Source organism: Streptococcus equinus, assembly GCF_049393735.1.
Classification (GTDB): Bacteria; Bacillota; Bacilli; order Lactobacillales; family Streptococcaceae; genus Streptococcus; species Streptococcus equinus_G.
Window position 1 is genome coordinate 599,440 of record NZ_CP185946.1, and the last position, 21,083, is coordinate 620,522.

The window sequence follows — 21,083 nt, forward strand, 5'->3', positions numbered from 1 at the left end:
AATATCTTTCTAAAACTTGCAATTGCCCTAATCAGTGCAACTATAGTCATTCTAACTTGCGTGCTTATTTTAAATAGCATTCAAGGAAGAGTAAATTGGGTACTTATTGTCATTCTCTTTGCAGAAGCAAGCCTACTCAGTAGCCTGATTAAAACCTTGCAAGAAAGAAAATAAATGAAAGCTCACCAAACGGTGAGCTTTTTGATATAGTTTTATAATCTTATGGTAAAATATTAGTATATTTTCAGGAATTTGGGAAATGGAGATTTAGGAATGAAAAAACTATTTTCACCGGCTTGTGGAACAATTTTAGGTCTATTTTTGTTGATGATAATATTTCCAGCAGCACGAGAGACGTTTGTACTAGGTTATCTCGGTATTATGCTGGCGGTTGTCACTCACGAGTTAGGTCATTTTTTAGCTGGTTATGTTAACGGTATAAAACCATTGTACCTTATTGTTGGTTTTATCAAGTTTAATTTTGAAAATGTTTTTCATATTCAGTTTAATAATGATTGGATGTACTATGGTGGTATTTATCGTTATAAGATAGCAAATTATCCAGGCAAGGCAGTACTAAGCTTGCTGGTTGGAGGTCCTTTAATCAGCTTATTTGGTTCATTTGCCTTGCTTTTTAAAATTGATTTTTTCACAATATTTGGTTATTCTAGTTTATTGTTGTTTGTAGCAACAGTAATTCCAGTGAATTTTTTTGGCTTATGCAGTGATGGTTTTAAAATATATAAATTGTTAGTGAAAGATGAATTATTTCTTTTATGGCAAAAGATGTCTAATCAATTGTTACAAGATTATAATGAAATGACTTTTGATGATGTTTCACAAATTTGTGATACTATAGAATGTCAAGTAGTTCCTAGCTATATGATAAATACTTGTTTGCTATATTTGATTTATGCCTGTGTTATTGAAGGAAAAATACGAAAAGTTAGAAATAGCTATCAAAAATTAACTAAGATGATACCAGCGGATAGTTTTAATAAAAATTACTACTATAGTCTATTGATTACTTTAGAAGTAGTGCTGTACAAGAGGATGTCAGGCGATTTATTTAAAAAAGTTAATTTGAAGAAATTGGATAAAATTAGTCAAAAGCGTTTAGAATACCTATCTTGCCTCTATCAGAAAAATGGACAGAATATAGTGGCAAGCAGGTCTGCTTTTCAAAATGTTTTATCATCATATGGAGATAAAACGTCACTTTTAGTTCAAGCCGAAAAACAATTTTTAGTGTAAAGCAAGCAAAGCTCGCCAAACGGTGAGCTTTTTGTTATAGTTTTTAACTATTGACTTTATTTAAAATAACTATTTTACGGGGAAAGTTCAGGCTGCTATAATAAAAAATAAGATTTCAGAAAATTTCCATAGTTTAGAGATAGAATGGAGAAAATGATGAAAATTTCACTTATTCAGATGTCAATTCGCGAAGCGGAGCCAGATAAAAATGCAAGGAAAGTTTTTGCTTTGTTAGAAAAAGCGATGCTTGATAAACCTGATGTAATTGTATTGCCTGAGATGTGGAACACAGGCTATGCTTTGGAGCAAATGGCTGAGCTTTCTGATAAGGATGGTCAGCAAACGAAAGATTTGTTAGGAAAGTTTGCCAAAGAAAATCAGGTTAATCTGGTAGCTGGTTCGGTCGCGACAGCAAAGAAAAATCAATTTTTTAATACTACTTATGTTTTTAACCGAGCTGGTCAGGTGATTGCTGATTATGATAAAGTTCATCTTTTTGGCTTGATGGGAGAAGATCGTTTTTTGCAGGCTGGGCATTGTGAAAGTACTTTTGAGCTTGATGGTGTCAAGGCAGCTAGTGTCATTTGCTATGATATTCGATTTCCAGAATGGGTGAGAACCTTGATGGCGACTGGGGGTAAGGTTTTATTTGTCGTAGCTGAGTGGCCAAAAAAACGTGTGCCACAGTGGGAGATTTTGCTGCGTGCGCGTGCAGTTGAAAATCAAGCTTTTGTAGTGGCTGTCAATCGTGTTGGTCAAGGAGCGTTAGACGATTTTTCTGGGCATTCATTGGTTATTGACCCGCTAGGAAATGTTATTTTGCAAGCGCCAGATAATCAAGAAGGTGTTTTTTCGGTAGATATTGACTTATCAGAGGTTGAAAAAGTTCGTGGGCATATTCCTGTTTTTGCTGACCGAAAACCAGAGTTGTATCATTAAGGGGGAGTTAGGATGTTTTCACAATCAGATATTTTACAAACATTGCCAAAACAATTTTTTGCAAGTCTTGTCGCTAAGGTCAATGCTAAAGTGGCACAAGGTTATGATGTGATAAATCTTGGACAGGGAAATCCTGATCAGCCGACCTACGATTACATCGTTGATGCCTTGATTGAATCTGCTAAAAATCCTGCTTCGCATAAATACTCGCAATTTCGTGGAAATGCTAATTTTAAAGAGGCAGCAAGTCAATTTTATAAGGACAATTATCAAGTAGACCTTGATAGCGAGAAAGAGATTTGTGTCCTTGGTGGTGCAAAGATTGGTCTGGTAGAATTTCCAGTAGCCACCATGAATCCTGGTGATTTGCTTTTGCTGCCTGACCCTGGTTATCCAGATTATTTATCAAGCGTTTCTCTTGGAAAAATTGAGTTTGAAACTTTTCCTTTAAAAGCAGAAAATGATTTTTTGCCTGATTTGTCAGCGATTCCTGAAGAAGTGGCGAAGCGCGCAAAATTTATCTATATCAATTACCCTAACAATCCTACCGGAGCAGTGGCAACGGCAGCATTTTATGAAGAATTAGTTGCTTGGGCGAAAAAATTTGACGTTGGTGTGGTCAGTGACTTTGCCTATGGTGCTTTGGGAGCGGATGGTTTTAAAAATCCAAGTTTTCTATCAACGCCAGGTGCAAAAGAAGTTGGCGTTGAACTCTATACATTTTCCAAAACTTTTAACATGGCAGGTTGGCGTTTGGCTTTTGCGGCGGGAAATGCGGAGTTGATTGAGGCGCTTAACTTATTACAAGACCATCTTTTTGTCAGCATTTTTCCAGCTATCCAAGATGCTGGCGCAGTAGCTCTTTTAGATGAGCGCGCTAAAGCGGCAATCGCAGAGCTAAATCACAAATATGACGAGCGACGCCACGCTTTTGTCAAAGCTGCTGCTAAAATCGGCTGGCACGCCTTTGAGTCAAAAGGTTCGTTTTATGCTTGGATGCCGGTGCCAGAAGGTTATAACAGTGAAAGCTTCGCTGATTTACTCTTAAACGAAGCTCACGTCGCAGTCGCACCGGGAAAGGGATTTGGTGAACAAGGTGACAGCTACGTCAGAATTGGACTCTTGGTCGAACCAGAACGCCTAGTTGAAGCAGTCGAGCGAATTGGGAAGTTAGGAGTGTTTTGAAAAATAAAAACTTGGGTAAGTGCAACCCAATTTTTTTATTTTGGAGATTTTTTAAATTTTAAACACTAAAGTTACTGTTTACGACGAAAAAACGACCGTTTACGACATTTGTGTTTATTAATCTAAATTTGTGCTAGAATGGAAATAATATTTAAAAAGTTGGGAGACCTTTATGTTTAGGATAGATGTCCAAAATTTATCAAAAAAATTTAAGAGTACGGTGGCATTGGATGATGTATCATTTAGTGTAGCTGAGGGGGAGATTTTTGGTTTTCTGGGTCCTTCTGGGGCAGGAAAAACAACGACGATTAACATCTTGACAAATCAACTAAAAGAAGATAGCGGTGTAGTTGAGATTCTTGGCAAAAATCCAGAGCAAATTACGCCTGATGATTATTTGAAAATGGGAATCATGAGTGATACGGTTGGATTTTATGAAAACATGACTGTCTACAAAAATTTAGAATTTTTTGCTCGTTTCCATGGTGTCCCAATGGCTAAAGTTGATGAGTTATTAAAACGTCTTGATTTATACGAAGACCGCAATAAAAAAGCTAAAAAAATCTCAACAGGTATGCGTCAACGTCTTTTACTTATCCGTGCAATCTTGCATGAACCTGAGATTGTCTTTTTAGATGAGCCAACATCTGGTATGGATCCAACCTTATCTCAAAAAGTACACCAGTTATTATTGGAATTAAAGGCTAAAGGCATTTCAATTTTCTTGACGACTCATAACATGCAAGAAGCAACTAAATTATGTGATAAGATTTCGCTATTGAATAAGGGGAAGATTTTGGAATATGGTAGTCCAGAAGAGATTATCAGTAAATATCGTGTTGATGACAATGTTCATCTTCTTTATAAAAACGGAGAAGAAAAAGTTGTTCCAAGAGATGAGGTAGCTAGCTACCTAAATTCCAATGTTGTCAGTATGCACACAGCAGAACCTGACTTAGAAACTATTTTTATTAAATTGACAGGAAAAAAATGGCATGGGGAATAATAGGTTTATGAGCTTACTTTGGTTGCGTTGGCAGTTTATATGGAGTAATAAATTATTTCTCTTATCGATTATTTCGCCAGTTATTTACATGGGCATATTTGCTGCTTTTGGTAATTCTGAAATTAATAAATTCCTTGTTGGAATGGGACTTAATCTGGTTTATAGTTTTACGGCAGGTTCCTTTGTTTCTACCATGATTTCAGAAGAAAAGGAAAAGAAAAATTTAAAAAGTTTGATTTTATCGGGAGTTAAACAAGGAGAATATATCACGACGGTTATTATTTTTCCAATTATCTTTTCTTTAGTTGCAAGTATTTTAATTCCAATTATGATGCAAATTGAAGACATGGAGTGGGGGAAATTTTTAGTTGTTGTCAGTTTGACGAGTCTTGTCTTTATTTTGTTAAATCTTTTATTTGCATTTTTGGCTAAGAATCAAACCCAAACGACTGTTTGCAGTTTAACTTTAGTGCTTGTTGCAAGTATTTTACCCGTCTCTTCTGAATTTGTTAAATCAGCTAATACAGTTATGGAATACTCTTTTATTGGAGCAAATGCCAAATATTTCAAAGAATTATCTGATTATCAATTAACAGATAAAACTATTTTTGTGTTGCTTAGTTGGATTGTCATGACTTCAATTGCTCTATATTTTGCTTATAAGAAAAATCGAAAAATTGATTAACCTCAATTATATAAAAGAAAGTACGAATGAAAATTCGTACTTTTTTAATAATTTATGCAAAAAACGCTTGACTTATGAATAAATATACTATAAAATTGAATACATATTTATTCAAGAGGTGTATATTATGAGAGTGTCGATTGTTGGTATCACTGGATATAGTGGACTAGAATTAGTTAAATTATTGAATAATCATAAAAAAGTTACGATTGCTTCGATTCACGCTACTAAGGAAATCGGTCGACGATTGTCAGAGCTATACCCTTACTTAGTTGGTGTTTGTGATTTGGTTATCGAAGAGTTTGACGCAGAGAAAATCATGGCCAAATCAGATTTGGTTTTCTTTGCGACACCAAGTGGTGTAGCTAGCAAATTAGCAGAGCCATTTGTTGAAGCAGACTTTCCTGTGATTGACTTATCGGGCGACCATCGCTTACCAGCCTATCTTTATGAAAAATGGTATAAAAAAACACCAACTAGTGATGAGATTTTGAATAAATTTACATATTCTTTGGCAGAATTTACGGATGTTAAAGACAAGAAATTCATTTCAAACCCAGGTTGTTACGCGACAGCAACAGAATTAGCTTTGATTCCTCTGCTAAAAGCTGATGTTGTTGAAGAGGATTCCATCATTGTTGATGCCAAAAGTGGTTTGACAGGTGCGGGCAAGGCTCTTTCTGAATCAAGTCATTTCGTTAACGTGCATGACAATTACGTGACTTATAAATTGAACTGTCACCAGCATATTCCAGAAATTGTACAAGAGTTGAAACTTTTCAATGACCAGGTTCATCATATTCAATTTTCAACATCACTTTTGCCAGTTAATCGTGGCATCATGTCAACAGTTTACGTGAAATTGAAAAAGCCTCTAACAGCAGCAAATCTCTTTGCCATTTATGAAGATTCTTACAAGGACACACCGTTTGTTCGTGTGCAGGATGATTTGCCAGAGTTGCACAATGTGATTGGATCAAATTTTACAGACATCGGTTTTCTATACAACAAGGTGACAAATGTTTTAACGATTGTTTCGGTTATTGATAATTTGATTAAGGGTGCTGCTGGTCAAGCTGTCCAAAATCTCAATCTGATGAACGGCTGGGATGAGACAGAAGGATTATTGATTTCACCAAATTATTTGTAATTTAGAAAGGGAATAGCACTCAAAAGATTTAAGTGTTTCAGGTATGAGATATGAAAGTAATTAAAGGAAATGTTGCCAGTCCGCTTGGTTTTTCAGCTGATGGCTTGCATGCAGGATTTAAGAAAAGAAAACTTGATTTTGGTTGGATTGTCTCAGAAGTTCCAGCTAGCGTAGCGGGAGTTTATACGACAAATAAAGTTATCGCAGCGCCATTGATTGTGACGCGTCAGTCAGTCAAAAAAGCCCAAAAAATGAAAGCTATCGTTGTCAATTCCGGTGTTGCTAATTCATGTACGGGTTTGCAAGGGATGGAAGATGCCTACACTATGCAAAAGTGGACAGCTGAAAAACTTGGCGTCGAACCTGATTTGGTCGGCGTTGCATCAACTGGTGTCATTGGTGATTTATTGCCAATGGATACTTTAAAAACAGGTCTTTCTAAACTTGTGGTTAATGGGAATTCAGATGATTTTTCAAAAGCGATTTTGACAACTGATACCATGGTTAAAACTGTTGCAGTGACAGAAAAATTTGGTCGTGATGAAGTGACCATGGCAGGTGTTGCCAAAGGTTCAGGCATGATTCACCCAAATATGGCGACAATGCTAGCTTTTATCACTTGTGATGCTAATATTTCAAGTGAAGCCTTGCAACTTGCATTAAGTCAAAACGTTGAAACGACTTTCAATCAAATCACGGTTGATGGTGATACTTCAACGAATGATATGGTTCTTGTCATGTCAAATGGTTGCACTTTGAATGAAGAAATTTTGCCAAACACACCTGAATTTGATAAATTCTCAAGCATGCTTAATTACGTCATGCAAGAATTAGCTAAAATGATTGCAAAAGACGGTGAAGGTGCAAGCAAACTTATTGAAGTTAATGTCAAAAATGCTCCAAATGCACTTGATGCGCGCATGATGGCGAAAAGTGTTGTTGGGTCAAGTCTTGTTAAGACAGCGATTTTTGGTGAAGACCCTAACTGGGGACGTATTTTAGCAGCTGTAGGCTATGCAGGTGTGGATGTACCAGTTGATAATATTGATATTTTCCTTGGAGATGTTCCAGTGATGTTAAAATCAAGTCCAGTTGATTTTGAAGCAGAAGAAATGCAAGATGTCATGCATGAAGATGAGATTACCATTACAGTTGATTTGCACGCGGGGGAAGCGCAAGGAAAAGCATGGGGTTGCGATTTGTCATATGATTATGTCAAAATCAATGCTCTTTATCGTACGTAAAGGGATGAGATAATGAAAGATACAATTGTGATTAAAATCGGAGGCATTGCTAGTCAAAACCTCACACAACAGTTTATTAATCAAGTCAAAATTTGGAAAGAATCTGGTAAAAAGCTTGTGATTGTGCACGGCGGTGGCTTTGCTATTAATAGACTAATGGAAGACAATCATGTTCCTGTTAAAAAAATCAATGGCCTTCGTGTGACAAATAAATCTGACATGCGATTAGTCAGCTACGCTCTTTTAAATATGGTCGGTCACAATCTGACTAAAAAGTTGAATCAATCGTCAGTCGATAGTATCCAGCTTTTGTCAGGTCTAAAAAGGGTGGTCAAAGCAGATTTCCTTGATAAAGGAACTTACGGTTATGTTGGTGATGTGGCGCAAATTCAGACACCTGTTTTGGAGCAAATGCTTGATAACAACATGTTGCCGGTTCTTGCATCACTTGGCTATTCTAAAGATGGCGAACTTTTAAACATCAACGCAGACTATTTGGCAACAGCGGTAGCTGTCGCTTTAGGAGCTGAAAAGTTAGTCCTAATGACTGATGTTAAAGGCGTTTTGGAAAATGGAGCTGTGCTTGATAGTTTAACATCGACAGAATTTCAAGAGAAAATTGACCAAGGAATTATCACAGGTGGCATGATTCCAAAAATCGAATCAGCAGTGAACACTGTCTTAGCAGGTGTTGGTGAAGTATTGATTGGCGACAATCTTGTAACAGGAACTTCAATCATCTGCTAACATAAAGGAGCGACGAATGACAAAACTATTTCAAAATTATAAACGCGCAGCTATCGAATTTGTTAAAGCAGAAGGTAATTATCTTTTTGACCAGGACGGCAAAAAATACCTTGATTTTTCATCTGGTATTGGTGTGACTAATCTTGGTTTTCACCCACAAGTCAAAGCAGCTTTGCTTAAGCAAGCCGAAGAGATTTGGCACATGCCGAATTTGTACCACAATTCCTTGCAAGAAGAAGTGGCAGGCAAATTAATCGGGGATAAAGATTATCTTGCTTTCTTTGCAAATAGCGGTGCGGAAGCTAATGAAGCTGCGATTAAGATTGCTCGTAAGGCGACTGGCAAGCAAGAAATTATCACTTTTGTGAATTCTTTTCACGGTCGTACCTTTGGGTCAATGTCTGCGACTGGTCAGGACAAAATTAAGGCTGGTTTTGGTGATGTTGTCCCACATTTTAGCTATGCGACATATAATGATTTGGATAGTGTCAAAGCCTTGGTGACTGAAGACACTGCAGCGGTCATGCTAGAATTGGTTCAAGGGGAGTCAGGAGTTCGCCCAGCAGATAAGACTTTTGTAACGGCCTTGAGCGAGTTTTGTCAAAATACAGGGATTTTGCTTATTGTCGATGAAGTCCAAACAGGTATGGGACGTACTGGAAAACTCTTTTCATTTGAACATTATGGCATTGAGCCAGACATTTTTACTTTGGCAAAAGGTCTTGGAAATGGCGTGCCAGTTGGAGCCATGATTGCAAAAGAAAAACTTGGTTCAGCTTTTTCTTACGGCAGCCACGGGTCAACCTTTGGTGGTAATAAACTTGTCATGTCAGCAGCCTCAAGCGTACTCGATATTATGCTGACTGACGGTTTCTTGCCACAAGCTCTTGACAATGGTAATTATTTGCAAGCCGAGTTGAAGAAAGCTCTAGCGGGTAATTCTAAAGTAACTGAAGTTCGTGGGCTTGGTTACATGATTGGTATTGAAACAACTGAAAGTCTTGCTGACTTAGTTGAGAAGGCGCGTGATAAAGGTCTTGTTGTCTTGACTGCAGGAACAAATGTTATTCGCCTCTTGCCGCCATTGACTCTGACAAAAGAACAAATTGACCAAGGTGTTGCAATTTTGAAAGACGTTTTTGCGTAAGGAAAAAGGACTTCTCTAACGAGAGGTCCATTTTTCAAGTTGACAAATTGCATTTAATTGTATAGAATTTTCTAAAAATAGAAGAGGTGACAAAATTGGCTAAAAAAGTTCTTGTTGTTTCAGGGCATCCTGATTTGAAAAATGATTCACTTGCAAATAAAACGATTTTAAAAGAAATTAAGAAGCTTTATCCAGAGGTTGAATTGGACATTTTGAGTAATTTATATCCTGATTATCAGATTAATGTGGCAGCTGAGCAGGAAAAATTATGTCGAGCTGACGTTATTGTTTTTCAGTACCCGCTTTATTGGTATATGACACCATCTTTGATGAATAAATGGATTGAAAAAGTTTTTGTGCATGGTTTTTCACACGGTTCAAATGGCAATGCCTTGAAAGATAAAGTTTTGATTGCTTCTTTGACGACTGGCGCAGGAGAAGCAGCTTATAGCGCAGAAACAGGCACAACGATTGACGAGCTTTTGGCACCGATTCGTTTAACAGCGAAATTGACTCAACTGAATTTTGTAGGTCATGTCGTAACATACGGCGTTTCTTATTCGCTTCGAAACGACGCTGACAAAGCACAAGAAGTAGTTACAAAATCTCAGGAACATGCCAAGAAGTTGGTTGAAATGATTGAAAGTTTGTAGGAAATAATATAAAAATTGACAGCTTTTTCAATTCGTGATAATCTTAAGAAGAATTGAATAGTTTTCTTCGGGGCAGGGTGAAATTCCCGACCGACGGTGTTGTTGTCTCGTTGATTGTTACTTGCTTTTATTTCTCGCTGATGTTTCGTTGTGTCTGTGAGGAGAAGCAATTACTAATTAACTTTATTTGAAAAATGAGAGAGCTAAGTCCGTGAGCGCAAGCTGATCTGGTGTGATTCCAGAGCCGACAGTATAGTCTGGATGGGAGAAGAATTGATAGAGTGTCAAAAAGCATACTTTCGCTTTTTGAATTACTTTTTTAGTTGTCTTTAATCGCCTCGTAGTGTAATGCTATGGGGATTTTTATTTTTGGTATATTTTGTGTGTCAGAAAATTCAGATAACTACAGTGGTACCCGATGAAAATGACTGATTAGTGCAGGCTAGTCGGATAATTTTTGTCGGGATTTTTTTATTTGAAAGGAGGAAGATATGGATAAAAACTATATGTTGCAAGCGATAGAAGAAGCTAAGCGTGGCTTTAGGCAAACTTACACCAATCCTTTAGTTGGTGCGGTGATTGTCAAAGATAATCATGTGATTGCTCGTGGTGCACACCTGCAGTACGGTCATGAGCATGCTGAAAAGAACGCCATTTTACATTGTCGAACTCCTGAAGAACTATTTAATTCAACTCTTTATGTGACCTTGGAACCTTGTCATCATAAGGGAAAGCAGCCCCCCTGTACTCAGGCGATTCTTGAGGCTGGTATCAAAAAGGTAGTTGTTGGGCAACTTGACCCCAATCCTTTGGTAGCAGGAAAAGGTGTGACTTTCTTAAAAAATCAAGGAATCGAAGTAATCACTCATGTTTTGGAAGAAGAGGCACGCGCACTTAATAAGCATTACAATTTTTATTATGAGCGAAAGCGTCCTTACGTTGTCTTGAAACAAGCAGTTAGTCTGGATGGAAAGATAGCGGTGCTTGGTAAACGAACGGCTTTGACTGATAACGAGACAAATCGTTTTGTTCACGATGAACGTGATGATTTTCAAGCGATATTGGTTGGTGCTGATACGGTCTTGATTGATAATCCACGTTTGCTGGGGAGTGGGACAAGCTTTTGTCCGCCAGTGCGTGTGATTTTGGATGAAAAGGGGCGTGTTTTTGACCAGTTAGATTTACAGATTTTTGAAGATAATTCGGCTCCAGTTTATATTTTTAGTGGTCGGAAGGTTTCGGATTTACCAAAGCATGTCACGGTAATTGATTTGCCAGAGTTTTCACTTGCCAATATTTTGCAGGTGCTTTATGAGAAGAAGCTTCAGTCTGTTTATGTCGAAGGCGGAGCTAGTGTTCATGATGCTTTTCTGGAGAGTGGTCTTTGGGATGAAATCATTTCTTATGTGACACCTAAACTTGTTGGTGGTAATGGGAAAGCAGCTATGTCGAGTTTTCGTTTGGTTAGTCACGCCTTAGAATTAGACGATTTTGCCTGTCAAAAAATCGGAAATAATATTAGGCTTTCGGCTAGAAGGAGGGTGTGATGTTTACCGGATTAATTCAAGAACAAGGTCGTATTAGCCGGATTGTCAAACACCAGCACAATATCAAATTAACTTGCAAGGCTTCACGAAAGTTGTTAGCTGATTATAAAATTGGCGATAGTATGGCAATCAATGGTGTCTGTCTGACTTGCGTGGCTAAAATAGGAGACACATTTACAGTGGATGTTATGCCAGAAACCTTTAGACGAACGATTTTTTCAGAGAGTCGTATAGGTGATTTGGTAAATCTTGAGTTAGCAATGTCTGCTAGTGCTCGCTTTGAAGGGCACCTTGTGACAGGGCATGTGGATAGTGTGGCAAGGCTTGTTAAAAAAGAAAGTGATGAAAATGCGCTTGTACTTAGTTTTGCTTTTCCAAAAGAACTTGAAGGGCAGGTTGTTGGGCAAGGCTCAATCGCAGTTAATGGTGTTAGTCTGACGGTGGTATCTGTAGAGGAGGGGCATTTTAGCGTGTCATTAATCCCACACACGGCAAAAGAGACTAACTTGGCAAGGCTCAAAATAGGTGACAAAGTCAATATTGAGACAGATATTTTAGCAAAATACATGCAAAAACAGCTAAGAATGATGAAAGGAGACTAGATGTTTAAGGATGTTGAAAAAGCAATTTCTGATTTGAAAACAGGAAAATTAATCGTAGTGGTCGATGATGATGATCGCGAAGCAGAAGGTGATTTGGTTGGACTTGCTGAGTTAGCCAGTCCAGAAAATGTGAACTTCATGACTAAGTACGCGCGTGGTTTGATTTGCGCACCCGTGTCTGAGAAAATAGCAGAACGTTTGCAACTTTTTCCAATGTCTGAAGAAAATACGGATGCACATGGCACAGCGTTTACTATTAGCGTAGACCACAAGACGACTTCAACAGGCATTTCAGCTTTTGACCGCGCTAAAACCATTCAAGAATTAGCATCACAAAGTAGTAAAGCAAGTGATTTTCACTGCCCAGGTCACATGTTTCCTTTGGTGGGACGAAGTGGTGGCGTTCTTAAACGTCGTGGACACACAGAAGCAAGTCTTGATTTGGCGCGCTTGGCAGGGAGTCGAGAAGCGACTTACATTTGTGAGATTTTAAAAAATGACGGCACAATGGCACGAAAAAGTGATCTCAGGGAATTTGCTCAAAAATGGGATTTGACCATGATTGAAGTTGGCGATATTGCGCGTTACGTCAGTTTTCAAGATAGTCCCAAGGTGAAACTACCGTCAAGTTATGGTGATTTTGACCTTCGTTTATTTGAAGATGAGTTTCATCATGAGCACATCTTACTGTCAAAAGGTGATTTGACGTCTGATGAACCAGTTTTGCTTCGCCTGCATTCAGAATGTTTGACAGGGGATATTTTTGGATCATATCGTTGTGATTGTGGGGAACAACTTCACGCTGCCATGAAGAAAATCAATGAAATTGGTCGCGGAGCAATTTTGTATCTTCGTCAAGAAGGGCGTGGCATCGGACTAAAAAACAAGCTCAAGGCTTATCAGCTACAAGAAAATGGTGTTGACACTTATGATGCCAATGTCGAGTTGGGTTTTGCGCCTGATTTGCGTGATTATCAGATTGCTGCGGATATTTTATCATTTTTGAAAATCAAGCAAATTAAGCTTTTGACAAATAATCCTGATAAGTTGGAACAACTTACAGCTGCTGGTATTGAGATTGTTGAACGCTTGCCTTTGCAGGTGCCAGCTCACCAAGAAAATCGAGCCTACCTACAAACCAAACAAGAAAAATTTCATCATTTATTACACATTGTTTAAGGAGGGGTTATCATGACAACGTTTGAAGGAAAATTTATCGGAAAAAATGTCAAAATTGCTATCGTCGTTGCACGTTTTAATGAATTCATCACCTCAAAATTATTGGGTGGAGCGATGGACGGTTTGATTCGTAATGAAGTTGCAGAAGATGATATCGATGTATACTGGGTTCCAGGTGCTTTTGAAATTCCATTTATGACGAAAAAAATTGTGGCAAGTGGAAAATATGATGGTGTCATTACACTTGGCAGTGTCATTCGAGGGTCAACGAGCCATTATGACCTTGTCTGTAACGAAGTAGCTAAGGGTATCGGTCAGATTAATCTTACTAGTGACATCCCAGTTATGTTTGGTGTGATTACGACTGAAGATATTGAGCAGGCTATTGAACGCTCAGGCTCAAAAGCTGGCAATAAAGGTAGCGAATGCGCGCAAGGTGTACTTGAAATGATTGATTTGGCAAGACAACTATAATTTGAAAACAAGAAAAGCTAGGAATCTATCCTAGCTTTTTAGTGTTAAACGCAAAGAAAAGATTATTTTTTAACTAAAAACATTTTTCCTTGTGTCGGAATGATAATGGCTAGTGCTAAAATGACGAAAACCAAAGTTAGAAGACCAGCTGTGCCATTTACCATAAATGAATACAAGTAAGGCGACATACCGTTTGCGTAGCTTCCCCAGAAGATAAAACCAGCTACAAAGTGCCAGAAGTAGCGGACAAAGACAGCTAAGAGAGCGCCGCCTGTTGCGTAAAATAGAGCGCGTCCTTTTTTGTCTTTTGAAAGAGCGTTTTGAAATGGTGCCGATAAAAATCCTGCTAATCCCATTGAAACAAAGGCAAGGATGTATTCGATGATAACTTGTGATAGAGCCAAATACCAAACTTTACCTAAAATGAAATGAAGTAATCCCCAGATAAGTCCTGCTAGGGTACCATATTTTGGACCACGACGGAGCGCAAAGAGCACTAGAGGAATAGCACCAAATGAAGGTGTGAACCAGCTAGCAAAATCTGGAATATAAGATAAAGCCATGGCTAGCGCAGCAACAAGGGCAGTCTCAATCAAAGCAGACAGTTGAGAATTTTTCGACGACATAAAAAGCTCCTTCTAAATACAAAGGAGCTTTCGTTTTTATCTGATAATTGTACAAGGCGATTTCAAATCATCGTTTTAAAAAAGTCATGTCACAATCCCTACGCTCGTACTAACGAGATCAGGTTATCAGGATTTCGCGCAATGCGATCTCAGCCAGAAGCACTCCTTTGTGAAATTTTAATTATCTATAGTCTAGCACTTTTAAAAATAACTTGTCAAGAACTTTTTAATCGCTTTCAATAAAATTAAAGTCCATAATTGTAATCATCGTCTTTCATTGCTTCAACTGAGCCAAGAAGATAACCATTTCCGACTTGACTAAAGAAGTCGTGGTTGGAAGTTCCAGTTGAAATACCATTCATGACAATTGGATTGACATCATTAGCGGTGTCTGGAAAAAGAGGGTCTTGCCCCAAGTTCATAAGAGCTTTGTTGGCATTGTAGCGTAAGAAAGTCATGACTTCCTCTGTCCAGCCAACTTCATCGTAAAGTGATTTGGTATAGTTTTCTTCATTTTCATAAAGCTGGTAAAGTAAATCGTACATCCAATCACGCAGCTCATCTTGCTTGTCTTCTGACAATTCATTAAAGCCCAGCTGGAATTTGTAACCAATGTAAGTTCCGTGGACAGATTCATCGCGGATAATCAGTTTAATGATTTCAGCGACGTTAGCCAGTTTGTTATTGCCAAGGTAATAAAGCGGAGTAAAGAAACCAGAGTAGAAAAGGAAGGTTTCTAGAAAAGTTGAGGCAACTTTCTTTTGCAAGGCATCGCCGTTTTCATAAATATCGTTGATAATTTTTGCTTTTTTTTGTAAAAATTCATTCTTGTTTGTCCATTCGAAAATGGCTTCAATTTCTGATTTGGTGTTAAGTGTTGAAAAAATTGAAGAATAAGATTTGGCGTGGACAGATTCCATGAATTGAATGTTGTTGAGAACAGCTTCCTCGTGAGGTGTGCGGACGTCAGCACGGATAGCTTCAACGCCAGATTCTGATTGCATGGTATCAAGCAGTGTTAAACCACCGAAGACTTTACCAACCAAGTCTTTTTCCTGGTCAGAGAGCTTGCGCCAGTCATCGAGGTCGTTCGATAGGGGAATGCGTGTATCTAACCAAAATTGCTCAGTCAACTTTTCCCAGGTTGACTTATCGATAATATCTTCGATTTCATTCCAATTAATGGCTTTATAGTGTGTGGTCATGGTTTTCTCCTAAGACTTTTTGATGTTATTGCATTTGATTTTCTTAGATGACACAGCTTTCGCATTGGTTTGAGCCAATTTCGTCTCCGTCATCGGTAAAGGTGCGAATGTAGTAGATTGATTTGATTCCTTTATTGAAGGCATAATGGCGGAGAATTGATAAATCTCGTGTGGTTTGTTTACTTTGTGTCTTCCATTCGTAGAGTTCATTTGGAATATCGCTACGCAAAAACAATGTGAGTGACAAGCCTTGGTCAACGTGTTCAGTTGCGGCGGCATAGACATCGATAACTTTTCGCATATCCATGTCATAGGCAGAAGTGTAATAGGGGATAGTCTCAGTTGAAAGCCCTGCTGCTGGGTAGTAAATTTTTCCAATTTTCTTTTCTTGACGCTCTTCGATACGTTGAGTAATCGGATGCAGCGAAGCAGACACATCATTAATGTAAGAAATTGACCCGTTTGGAGCAACAGCCAGTCGGTTTTGATGATAAAGGCCATCTCTCATGACGGCATCGCGAAGCTCAAGCCAGTCTTTTCTGCTTGGCATGAAATGCTTAGCAAATAATTCTTTGATTCGGTCTGATTTTGGAATGTAATTACCCGTGATATATTTATCAAAATATGAGCCGTTAGCATAACTTGAATTTTTAAATCCCACAAAAGTTTGTTTGCGTTCACGAGCAATGTTATTTGACTCCACCAAAGTCCAGTAATTCAATAACATAAAATAAATATTGGTAAATTCAATAGATTCAGGACTGCCGTATTGAATATGATTTTGGGCTAGGAAGGTGTGTAGTCCCATGGCACCAAGTCCAAAAGTGTGAGCTTGTTCATTGCCGTGCTTGATTGTTGGAACAGATTCGATAGAAGAGGTATCAGATACAAAAGTCAATGCGCGTGTCATAGCCCTGATAGAGCGACCAAAATCAGGTGAAGTCATCATGTTAACAATGTTTGTCGAACCAAGATTACATGAAATATCTGTTCCCATTTTGGTGAATTCCTGAGCATCGTTAATTACGCTCGGTGTCTGTACTTGGAGCACTTCTGAACAAAGGTTTGACATGATGATTTTGCCATCGATAGGGTTCGCGCGATTAGCGGTGTCGATATTAACCACATAAGGATAACCAGATTCTTGTTGCAATTTTGAAATCTCAGTTTCCAAATCGCGCGCTTTAATCTTGGTTTTAACGATATTTGGATTGGCTACCAAATTGTCGTATTCAGCTGTGATATCAACGTAGCTATAAGGAACACCGTACTCGCGTTCAACGCTAAATGGGCTAAAGAGATACATGTCTTCGTTGTTACGAGTCAATTCGTAAAATTTATCAGGAACAGTGATGCCAAGTGAGAGTGTTTTGACGCGGACTTTCTCATCGGCGTTTTCTTTTTTGGTTGATAAGAAAGCTAGAATATCTGGGTGAAAGACATCAAGATACACAGCTCCGGCTCCCTGACGCTGTCCAAGTTGATTTGAATATGAAAAACTGTCTTCGAATAATTTCATGACTGGAACAACACCTGACGCGGCACCTTCATACCCTTTGATTGGAGCACCAGCTTCGCGAAGGTTTGATAAATTAATGCCGACTCCTCCACCGATACGAGACAATTGTAGCGCTGAGTTGATAGAACGACCGATTGAATTCATATCATCTGTCATGGAAATCAAGAAACAAGACACAAATTCACCGCGTCGACTGCGACCAGCATTTAAAAACGAAGGAGTAGCAGGCTGATATCGCTGATTAATCATTTCAGTAGCTAAATCTTTTGCCAAGTCTTCATTGCCGTCAGCAAAATAAAGGGTGTTAAACAGTATTCGGTCTTCTATACTTTCAAGGTATTGGCTACCGTCGTTAGTTTTTAAGGCGTATTGCTGGTAAAACTTGTAGGCTGCCATGAAAGATTTGAAACGAAAACGGTGAGCGTGTAGGTCTCTTGATAAGCTTTCGATAAATTCAGGGGAATAGCTACGAATGAAAGCTTCTTCGAGGTAATCATGTTCAATCAGATAGTTGATTTTATCGGTGATGGAATCAAAGGTCATCGTATTTGGAATAACATTTTCTAAAAAGAAAGCCTGAAGCGCTTCTTTGTCTTTATTTAGAGGGATTTGACCATTGATTGGACGGTTGATTTCGTTGTTTAGGCGAAAGTATGAAACGTCGCCGAGATTATTAAGGCTCATAAAGTTAGTTACCACATATTATCTGTGTGGTAGTTCCTTTCTAGTTTTGAAATTTTTATTTAGATAATCTCTTTTAGTTTGCTAGGTTGAAAACCTGAAAAAGAAATTTCGCCAACTTTGACAACTGGAACAGAAGTAAACCCGAGACCTTTAACGTAGTCAATCATATCTGTTTGTTCATCGATATTAATTTCTTGGTAGTCAGCACCTTCTTTGTCCAAAAGTTTTTTGGTCATTTTGCATTGCATGCAGTTATTTTTTGAAAAAAGTGTAATTTTATTAGTCATGAGGGTTTCCTCCATAATTCGTTATATTTTTTTAAATCAATGTTTAATTAGAATATCCAAAAAATACTAAAAAGGCAAATGATATAGCTTACAAAAACACAATATGTTGTATTGGGATGCCAAAAACCGCACAAAATATAGTGTTTAGCCGCTTTGTACAAGCTCAACTAGCAACGTCACATACCGTGTTATATAACCTAACACAGAACTGTAAATTAACGTTGACATAATTTTCTGAATTTTGTATAATTAAAACACTAAAATTATATTTCGGGGGTCCGTACATGACAGAATTTTTATCAAAATTTTCTTTCAAAGAGAATGACTATTCTTATTTCAATCTTGAAGAAGCCGTTTCTCATTATGGAGGAAATATCAAAAGAATCCCTTATACAATTCGTATATTACTTGAAAGTTTACTCAGAAAACATGATGGTGTAGATGTCACAAAAAGTAACATTGAAAATTTGGCAACCTACAACCCGAAAAAAATCCATGGCGAGGTACCGTTCAAACCAAGTCGTGTTATTTTGCAAGATTTTACTGGAGTGCCGGTTGTCGTTGACTTGGCATCGATGCGTGATGCCATTGTTGCAAATGGTGGCGATGCTGAATTGATTAATCCTGAAATTCCAGTTGATTTGGTAATTGATCATAGTGTTCAAGTTGATTTCTTTGGGTGTGATACAGCTCTAGAAGACAACATTAACATGGAGTTTAAACGTAATAACGAACGTTACGAATTCTTGAAATGGGCTGAAAAATCATTTGATAATTATCGTGCGGTTCCACCAGCAACAGGGATTATTCACCAAGTTAATATCGAGTATCTCAGTGATGTGATCATTGAAAAAGATGGTGTTCTTTATCCAGATTCAATGTTTGGTACAGACAGCCACACAACAATGATTAATGGTATTGGTGTTCTCGGCTGGGGTGTCGGAGGAATCGAAGCAGAAGCTGCTATGCTTGGTGAGGCTTCGTTCTTCCCAATTCCAGAAGTTATTGGTGTTCGTTTGACTGGTAAATTACCTAAGATTGCGACAGCGACTGACTTGGCACTTAAAGTGACACAGGTACTTCGTCAAGAAAAAGTAGTCGGAAAATTTGTTGAGTATTTCGGTGATGGTCTTTCAAACCTTAGTCTTGCTGAACGTGCAACTATTGCTAATATGGCACCTGAATACGGCGCAACATGCGGATATTTTCCAATCGATGACGAAACGCTTAATTACATGCGTTTAACAAATCGTGATGAAGACCATATTGCTTTAACAAAAGAATATGCTAAACGCAATAATCTTTTCTACGACCCAGAGCACCAAGCAGAATACACTAAAGTGGTTGAAATTGATTTATCTACTATTTCGCCAAGTATTTCTGGACCAAAACGTCCGCAAGATTTGATTGATTTGACACAAGCTAAGCAAACTTTCCAAGAAAGTTTGACACGTGAAGCAGGTGTTCAAGGATTTGGTTTGGGGGCTGATGAGATTAACAAAACAGCAACCGTTCATTTTGAAGACAAAGATGTTGAAATTAAGACTGGACATGTTGCTATCGCAGCTATCACTTCATGTACGAACACTTCAAATCCTTACGTGCTCATGTCAGCTGGACTACTTGCTAAAAAAGCTGTTGAAAAAGGGTTACGCGTAGCTCCAACGGTCAAAACGTCGCTTGCTCCAGGTTCAAAAGTAGTAACAGGTTATCTTCGTAATTCTGGTTTGCAAGATTATCTTGATACGCTTGGTTTTAACATTGTTGGTTATGGTTGTACGACATGTATCGGTAACTCAGGTAGCCTTCGTCCAGAGGTTGCAAAAGCTATTACTGACACTGACTTGCTAGCTTCAGCTGTTTTGTCAGGTAACCGTAACTTTGAAGGACGTGTTAATCCACTCGTCAAAGCAAACTTCCTTGCTAGCCCACCGCTTGTTGTGGCTTATGCACTTGCCGGAAATACGAATATTGATTTGACTACTGAGCCACTTGGCTTTGATCAAAATAATGAGCCTGTGTACCTAAAAGACATCATGCCAACAAATGACGAGGTTGCAAAATACGTTGATAAATTTGTCACTCGTGAATTGTTCGAACATGAGTATGAGCATGTCTTTACTGACAGCGAAAAATGGAATCACATTCCAACTGAAGAGAGCAAGATTTATCACTGGAATGAAGCATCAACTTACATTCAAAATCCACCATATTTTGATCATTTAGGTGATGATTTAGTTATTAAACCGCTTAAAAATTTGAAACCTTTAGCTAAATTTGGTGATAGTGTGACAACAGACCACATTTCTCCAGCTGGAAACATTGCAAAAAATAGTCCTGCTGCTAAATACTTGGAAGAAAATGGTGTTGATTACCTTGATTTCAACTCATATGGTAGTCGACGTGGTAATCACGAGGTTATGATGCGCGGAACGTTTGCTAATATCCGTATCCAAAACCAATTAGCTGATGGAAAAATTGGTGGTTATACAAAATATAAAGGCGAACTTATGCCGATTTACGATGCAGCTATGCATTATAAGGAAGATAATGTTGGCACATTAGTCATTGCTGGTAAAGATTATGGTATGGGGTCAAGTCGTGACTGGGCAGCTAAAGGTTCAAACCTTCTTGGTGTCAAAGCTGTACTTGCTGAAAGTTTTGAACGTATTCATCGCTCAAACCTTGTGATGATGGGTGTCTTGCCACTTCAATTCTTAGAAGGTGATACAGCTGCAAGTCTTGGATTAACTGGCTATGAAACTTATGATATTAACCTTTCAGAAAATCCTGGCATTCACGATATTGTTGATATCGTTGCGCGTGATGAGTCAGGTGAAAAACACTTTAAAGCCATGGTACGTTTTGATGCTGATGCTGACATCCGCTATTACAAAAACGGTGGTATTTTGCCAATGGTTGTTAGAAAGAAATTAGGGGGTGCTTAATA

At 38.3% G+C, this 21,083-nt stretch carries 19 protein-coding genes and 2 riboswitches; of the genes, 15 read left to right on the top strand and 4 right to left on the bottom strand.

From position 1 onward, the window contains the following. Positions 1-273: 273 nt before the first annotated feature. The 14 genes from ACNTMY_RS03090 to ribE all read left to right on the top strand — a co-directional run bounded on the left by ACNTMY_RS03090 (position 274) and on the right by ribE (position 13,812). Positions 274-1,254, top strand: a complete 981-nt coding sequence (locus ACNTMY_RS03090; protein ID WP_423216605.1) for a site-2 protease family protein — start codon at positions 274-276, stop codon at positions 1,252-1,254. A 156-nt stretch (positions 1,255-1,410) separates the two neighbouring features. Beyond that, the gene (locus ACNTMY_RS03095; protein WP_423216854.1) at positions 1,411-2,193 is read left to right on the top strand and encodes a carbon-nitrogen family hydrolase; all 783 of its coding nucleotides are present in this window, start codon (positions 1,411-1,413) and stop codon (positions 2,191-2,193) included. Between the two features lie 12 nt (positions 2,194-2,205). Further along, positions 2,206-3,378: a pyridoxal phosphate-dependent aminotransferase gene (locus ACNTMY_RS03100; protein ID WP_423216606.1), complete on the top strand. Its 1,173-nt coding sequence runs from the start codon at positions 2,206-2,208 to the stop codon at positions 3,376-3,378. A 172-nt stretch (positions 3,379-3,550) separates the two neighbouring features. Next, complete coding sequence (locus tag ACNTMY_RS03105) at positions 3,551-4,384, top strand: ABC transporter ATP-binding protein (RefSeq protein ID WP_423216607.1); 834 nt, start codon at positions 3,551-3,553, stop codon at positions 4,382-4,384. Further along, positions 4,374-5,069, top strand: a complete 696-nt coding sequence (locus ACNTMY_RS03110) for an ABC transporter permease (RefSeq protein WP_027967967.1) — start codon at positions 4,374-4,376, stop codon at positions 5,067-5,069. The genes ACNTMY_RS03105 and ACNTMY_RS03110 overlap by 11 nt, the downstream gene beginning before the upstream one ends. Positions 5,070-5,196: 127 nt before the next feature. Further along, the gene (gene argC, locus ACNTMY_RS03115; RefSeq protein WP_423216608.1) at positions 5,197-6,219 is read left to right on the top strand and encodes an N-acetyl-gamma-glutamyl-phosphate reductase; all 1,023 of its coding nucleotides are present in this window, start codon (positions 5,197-5,199) and stop codon (positions 6,217-6,219) included. Between the two features lie 50 nt (positions 6,220-6,269). After that, positions 6,270-7,463, top strand: coding sequence for a bifunctional ornithine acetyltransferase/N-acetylglutamate synthase (argJ, locus tag ACNTMY_RS03120; RefSeq protein WP_423216609.1), 1,194 nt, complete (start codon positions 6,270-6,272; stop codon positions 7,461-7,463). A 12-nt stretch (positions 7,464-7,475) separates the two neighbouring features. After that, positions 7,476-8,210: an acetylglutamate kinase gene (gene argB, locus ACNTMY_RS03125; protein ID WP_423216610.1), complete on the top strand. Its 735-nt coding sequence runs from the start codon at positions 7,476-7,478 to the stop codon at positions 8,208-8,210. 16 nt (positions 8,211-8,226) lie between these two features. Next, the gene (locus tag ACNTMY_RS03130; protein ID WP_423216611.1) at positions 8,227-9,357 is read left to right on the top strand and encodes an acetylornithine transaminase; all 1,131 of its coding nucleotides are present in this window, start codon (positions 8,227-8,229) and stop codon (positions 9,355-9,357) included. 95 nt (positions 9,358-9,452) lie between these two features. Further along, positions 9,453-10,010, top strand: coding sequence for an NAD(P)H-dependent oxidoreductase (locus tag ACNTMY_RS03135; RefSeq protein WP_423216612.1), 558 nt, complete (start codon positions 9,453-9,455; stop codon positions 10,008-10,010). 59 nt (positions 10,011-10,069) lie between these two features. Beyond that, positions 10,070-10,287: riboswitch (FMN riboswitch) on the top strand. Between the two features lie 214 nt (positions 10,288-10,501). Further along, the gene (gene ribD, locus ACNTMY_RS03140; RefSeq protein WP_423216613.1) at positions 10,502-11,557 is read left to right on the top strand and encodes a bifunctional diaminohydroxyphosphoribosylaminopyrimidine deaminase/5-amino-6-(5-phosphoribosylamino)uracil reductase RibD; all 1,056 of its coding nucleotides are present in this window, start codon (positions 10,502-10,504) and stop codon (positions 11,555-11,557) included. Beyond that, positions 11,557-12,159, top strand: coding sequence for a riboflavin synthase (locus ACNTMY_RS03145; RefSeq protein WP_423216614.1), 603 nt, complete (start codon positions 11,557-11,559; stop codon positions 12,157-12,159). Before ribD ends, ACNTMY_RS03145 begins: the two co-directional genes overlap by 1 nt. After that, positions 12,160-13,338: a GTP cyclohydrolase II gene (gene ribA, locus ACNTMY_RS03150; protein ID WP_423216615.1), complete on the top strand. Its 1,179-nt coding sequence runs from the start codon at positions 12,160-12,162 to the stop codon at positions 13,336-13,338. It begins immediately after the preceding gene. A gap of 12 nt (positions 13,339-13,350) precedes the next feature. After that, complete coding sequence (ribE, locus tag ACNTMY_RS03155; RefSeq protein WP_423216616.1) at positions 13,351-13,812, top strand: 6,7-dimethyl-8-ribityllumazine synthase; 462 nt, start codon at positions 13,351-13,353, stop codon at positions 13,810-13,812. A gap of 62 nt (positions 13,813-13,874) precedes the next feature. On the opposite strand, the gene thiT is transcribed toward ribE, so the two are convergent. The 4 genes from thiT to nrdH form a co-directional block, all read right to left on the bottom strand. Beyond that, entirely contained in the window at positions 13,875-14,438 is a 564-nt protein-coding gene (gene thiT / locus ACNTMY_RS03160) for an energy-coupled thiamine transporter ThiT (protein WP_423216617.1), read from the bottom strand. A gap of 78 nt (positions 14,439-14,516) precedes the next feature. Next, positions 14,517-14,615: riboswitch (TPP riboswitch) on the bottom strand. A 68-nt stretch (positions 14,616-14,683) separates the two neighbouring features. Next, complete coding sequence (nrdF, locus tag ACNTMY_RS03165) at positions 14,684-15,643, bottom strand: class 1b ribonucleoside-diphosphate reductase subunit beta (protein ID WP_423216618.1); 960 nt, start codon at positions 15,641-15,643, stop codon at positions 14,684-14,686. Positions 15,644-15,686: 43 nt separating this feature from the next. Then, positions 15,687-17,846: a class 1b ribonucleoside-diphosphate reductase subunit alpha gene (gene nrdE / locus ACNTMY_RS03170; RefSeq protein ID WP_423216619.1), complete on the bottom strand. Its 2,160-nt coding sequence runs from the start codon at positions 17,844-17,846 to the stop codon at positions 15,687-15,689. Positions 17,847-17,905: 59 nt separating this feature from the next. Continuing rightward, positions 17,906-18,133: a glutaredoxin-like protein NrdH gene (gene nrdH, locus ACNTMY_RS03175; protein ID WP_423216620.1), complete on the bottom strand. Its 228-nt coding sequence runs from the start codon at positions 18,131-18,133 to the stop codon at positions 17,906-17,908. Positions 18,134-18,417: 284 nt separating this feature from the next. Between nrdH and acnA the strand changes: the two genes are divergently transcribed. After that, positions 18,418-21,081, top strand: coding sequence for an aconitate hydratase AcnA (acnA, locus tag ACNTMY_RS03180; RefSeq protein WP_423216621.1), 2,664 nt, complete (start codon positions 18,418-18,420; stop codon positions 21,079-21,081). The last annotated feature ends 2 nt before the right edge of the window (positions 21,082-21,083 follow it).

Excerpts from the sequence above, each read along its gene's own strand:
- ACNTMY_RS03090 (WP_423216605.1), top strand. The coding sequence starts at position 274 with ATGAAAAAACTATTTTCACCGGCTTGTGGAACAATTTTAGGTCTATTT.
- ACNTMY_RS03095 (WP_423216854.1), top strand. The coding sequence starts at position 1,411 with ATGAAAATTTCACTTATTCAGATGTCAATTCGCGAAGCGGAGCCAGAT.
- ACNTMY_RS03100 (WP_423216606.1), top strand. The coding sequence starts at position 2,206 with ATGTTTTCACAATCAGATATTTTACAAACATTGCCAAAACAATTTTTT.
- ACNTMY_RS03105 (WP_423216607.1), top strand. The coding sequence starts at position 3,551 with ATGTTTAGGATAGATGTCCAAAATTTATCAAAAAAATTTAAGAGTACG.
- ACNTMY_RS03110 (WP_027967967.1), top strand. The coding sequence starts at position 4,374 with ATGGGGAATAATAGGTTTATGAGCTTACTTTGGTTGCGTTGGCAGTTT.
- argC (WP_423216608.1), top strand. The coding sequence starts at position 5,197 with ATGAGAGTGTCGATTGTTGGTATCACTGGATATAGTGGACTAGAATTA.
- argJ (WP_423216609.1), top strand. The coding sequence starts at position 6,270 with ATGAAAGTAATTAAAGGAAATGTTGCCAGTCCGCTTGGTTTTTCAGCT.
- argB (WP_423216610.1), top strand. The coding sequence starts at position 7,476 with ATGAAAGATACAATTGTGATTAAAATCGGAGGCATTGCTAGTCAAAAC.
- ACNTMY_RS03130 (WP_423216611.1), top strand. The coding sequence starts at position 8,227 with ATGACAAAACTATTTCAAAATTATAAACGCGCAGCTATCGAATTTGTT.
- ribD (WP_423216613.1), top strand. The coding sequence starts at position 10,502 with ATGGATAAAAACTATATGTTGCAAGCGATAGAAGAAGCTAAGCGTGGC.
- ACNTMY_RS03145 (WP_423216614.1), top strand. The coding sequence starts at position 11,557 with ATGTTTACCGGATTAATTCAAGAACAAGGTCGTATTAGCCGGATTGTC.
- ribA (WP_423216615.1), top strand. The coding sequence starts at position 12,160 with ATGTTTAAGGATGTTGAAAAAGCAATTTCTGATTTGAAAACAGGAAAA.
- ribE (WP_423216616.1), top strand. The coding sequence starts at position 13,351 with ATGACAACGTTTGAAGGAAAATTTATCGGAAAAAATGTCAAAATTGCT.
- thiT (WP_423216617.1), bottom strand. The coding sequence starts at position 14,438 with ATGTCGTCGAAAAATTCTCAACTGTCTGCTTTGATTGAGACTGCCCTT.
- nrdF (WP_423216618.1), bottom strand. The coding sequence starts at position 15,643 with ATGACCACACACTATAAAGCCATTAATTGGAATGAAATCGAAGATATT.
- nrdE (WP_423216619.1), bottom strand. The coding sequence starts at position 17,846 with ATGAGCCTTAATAATCTCGGCGACGTTTCATACTTTCGCCTAAACAAC.
- nrdH (WP_423216620.1), bottom strand. The coding sequence starts at position 18,133 with ATGACTAATAAAATTACACTTTTTTCAAAAAATAACTGCATGCAATGC.
- acnA (WP_423216621.1), top strand. The coding sequence starts at position 18,418 with ATGACAGAATTTTTATCAAAATTTTCTTTCAAAGAGAATGACTATTCT.